3 protein-coding genes are annotated in these 2,072 nt (G+C 64.9%); all 3 read left to right on the plus strand.

The features are described 5' to 3' along the window. Window positions 1-426: creatininase family protein (locus JCM25156_RS14665; protein ID WP_025813657.1), on the plus strand; the 426-nt coding region annotated here is incomplete at its 5' end. Between the two features lie 52 nt (window positions 427-478). Then, window positions 479-1,633 (plus strand): YVTN family beta-propeller repeat protein, encoded by a 1,155-nt coding sequence (locus JCM25156_RS14670; RefSeq protein ID WP_025813658.1) that lies wholly within the window; start codon window positions 479-481, stop codon window positions 1,631-1,633. Between the two features lie 29 nt (window positions 1,634-1,662). Beyond that, window positions 1,663-2,072: MGMT family protein (locus tag JCM25156_RS14675; RefSeq protein WP_025813660.1), on the plus strand; the 410-nt coding region annotated here is incomplete at its 3' end.

A 2,072-nucleotide genomic window follows, 5' to 3' on the forward strand; every position in this document is an offset into this window, starting at 1 on the left:
GCGTGCAGGGCGTTCAGCCGCGTGGTACTGATCGGGGACCATGGCGGCTACCAGCGCGACCTGCGCGCCGTGGCCGATACGCTCAACTGGCGCTGGCACGGGCGCGGCGGGCATGTGCTGTACATTCCCGCCTATTACGATGTGATCGCCACCACCTTCGCCACCTGGCTGCGCCAGCACGGCCACGCGGCGGAGGTGGGCCAGCATGCCGACCTGTCCGATACATCGCTCATGCTGGCGGTGGATCCGGCGCTTGTGCGCACGCAGGCGCTACGTCTGGCCCCGCTGCCCACACCGGCGCAGGGCGTGTATGGCGGCGACCCCAGGCGGGCCGAAGCGGCATTGGGCGAAGTGGGCGCGGACATGCAGGTCAGCGCCGCAGTTGCGGCCATGCAACACGACACAACAGGACAGAATCCAGACTGATTGCACCGCCCGTACAGCGTGCTATAGGGGCCGCGAGGAACAGGATCACATTATGACACAAAAGAAAAAACTGCCGGTTCTGGGACTGGGCGCGCTGCTGCTGTCAGGCGGGTGCGCCCTTGCGCAGGGCGTGGACACCATCCCTGGAATGCCGCCCGTCGTGGACCCGCACAACATCTATACCGAGACGGTTGCAGGCCACCTGAACCCGGAGGTGGCGCAGGATCCCGCGCGCGTTTACGTGCCCAATCTACGCTCGAATAACGTATATGTGATTGACCCGCAGACCTATAAGGTCGTCGCGCGCTTCAAGGTGGGGGAAAGCCCGCAGCATGTCGTGCCGTCGTGGGATCTGCGCACGCTGTGGGTCACCAACAATGCCGAGGGGACGACACAGGGCAGCCTGACCCCCATCGACCCGCGCACGACAAAGCCGTTGCCCGAAGTGGCGGTGGACGACCCGTACAACATGTATTTCACCCCCGATGGCAAATCGGCCATTACCGTGGCCGAGGCGCGGGAACGGCTGGACTTCCGTGATCCGCACACCATGGCGCTTCAGGGGTCGGTTTCGGTGCCGCGATGCCGTGGCGTGAACCATGCCGATTTCTCCATCGACGGGCGCTACGCCATCTTCACCTGTGAATTCGATGGCTATCTGGCCAAGGTCGATACCGTCAACCGCAAGGTGCTGGGCTATCTCCGGCTATCGGGCGGCGGCATGCCACAGGATGTGCTGACCGCGCCGGACGGGCATAAATTCTACGTGGCCGACATGCATGCCGATGGCGTGTTCATCATTGATGGCGACACCTTCCGTGAGACGGGATTCATCCATACCGGCACCGGCGCGCATGGCCTGTACCCCAGCCGTGACGGCACGAAGCTGTATGTGGCCAACCGTGGTTCGCACAAAATCCACGGCCGCCCCCACAGCAAGGCGGGTGGGGTCAGCGTGATCGATTTCGCGACCGATAAGGTGGTGACCCAGTGGCGCATTCCCGGCGGTGGCAGCCCCGATATGGGTAATGTGAGCGCTGACGGAAAAACCCTGTGGCTTTCCGGTCGTTTTGATGATGTGGTCTACGCCATCGACACCACAACCGGCGCCACCCGCAAGATTGCCGTGGGGCAGGAACCGCATGGTCTGACCGTATGGCCCCAGCCGGGGCGCTATTCCATCGGGCATACCGGCATCCTGCGCTAGCGGCGGACAGCCCGCGGGCGGCATGGCGCATGGGGGAGACCTTGGGCATGACACCATCGCCACACCGCCCGAACGGCCCGGATCCCGCCACGATCCGCTTTGCCACCGGCACATCCAGCCTGGGCTGCGTGCTGGTGGCCATGAGCGACGCCGGGCTTGCCGCCATCACCCTTGGCGACGATCCCGCCACCTTGCGGCAGGCGTTGCAGGCGCGCTTTCCCGCCGCCCGCCCCGCGCGGGATGAAGGCGACATGGCCGCCTGCCTCGCCACGGTCATCAGTTATATCGACCATCCATGGACACTACCGGATGAAACGGTAGCCGAATTCCTGAACACCATGCCCGCAGGTACGACATTCCAGCGGCAGGTATGGCAGGCCCTGTGCGCCATACCCTGCGGCGCCACCGTCACCTATGCCGAACTGGCCGCGCGGGTGGG

The sequence above is a fragment of the Komagataeibacter kakiaceti JCM 25156 genome (assembly GCF_000613305.1).